This window comes from Chitinophaga solisilvae, from assembly GCF_009928525.1.
GTDB classification, from domain to species: Bacteria; Bacteroidota; Bacteroidia; order Chitinophagales; family Chitinophagaceae; genus Chitinophaga; species Chitinophaga solisilvae.
The window spans coordinates 1-560 of the sequence record NZ_JAABOK010000048.1; the positions used below are offsets into that span (position 1 = coordinate 1).

Annotated in this window: 1 protein-coding gene; it reads left to right on the forward strand. The window is 58.8% G+C overall.

Features of this window, described 5'->3' with window-relative positions:
• The coding region (locus GWG06_RS30390; RefSeq protein WP_160718181.1) for an AMP-binding enzyme at nucleotides 1-560 on the forward strand (560 nt) is incomplete at both ends.

A 560-nucleotide genomic window follows, 5' to 3' on the forward strand; every position in this document is an offset into this window, starting at 1 on the left:
GTTGCAGGGGAGCTGTGCGTCAGCGGTATACAGGTGGCCATGGGCTACCTGAATCAGCCCGCGCTGACGGCAGAGAAGTTCATACCGCATCCTTTTGAAACTAACGGCAGCATGTACCGCACGGGCGACCTGGCGCGGTGGCTGCCAGACGGCAATATAGAATACCTGGGCCGCGTGGATGACCAGGTGAAGATCCGCGGCTATCGAATAGAACTGGGTGAGATAGAAAGTGTGCTGCAGCAGAGCGGCCTGGTGAAACAGGGCGTGGTGATGGCCAGGGCAGATGCCAACGGTCATAAACGCCTGGTGGGCTATGTAAGCGCTAGCGGTGGCTTTGACCGGGAGGCGACGGTATCCTGGCTGCAGGACCGGCTTCCGGAGTATATGGTGCCGGCGGTGTGGGTAGTGCTGGATAGTATTCCTTTAACTGCCAACGGCAAAGTAAACCGGGCAGTATTACCAGAGCCGGCGGACGATTCGCTGTCCGATACCGGCTACACAGCTCCGCGTAACGCTGAAGAATCGCTGCTGGCCGAAATCTGGCAGGAACTGCTGGGCAT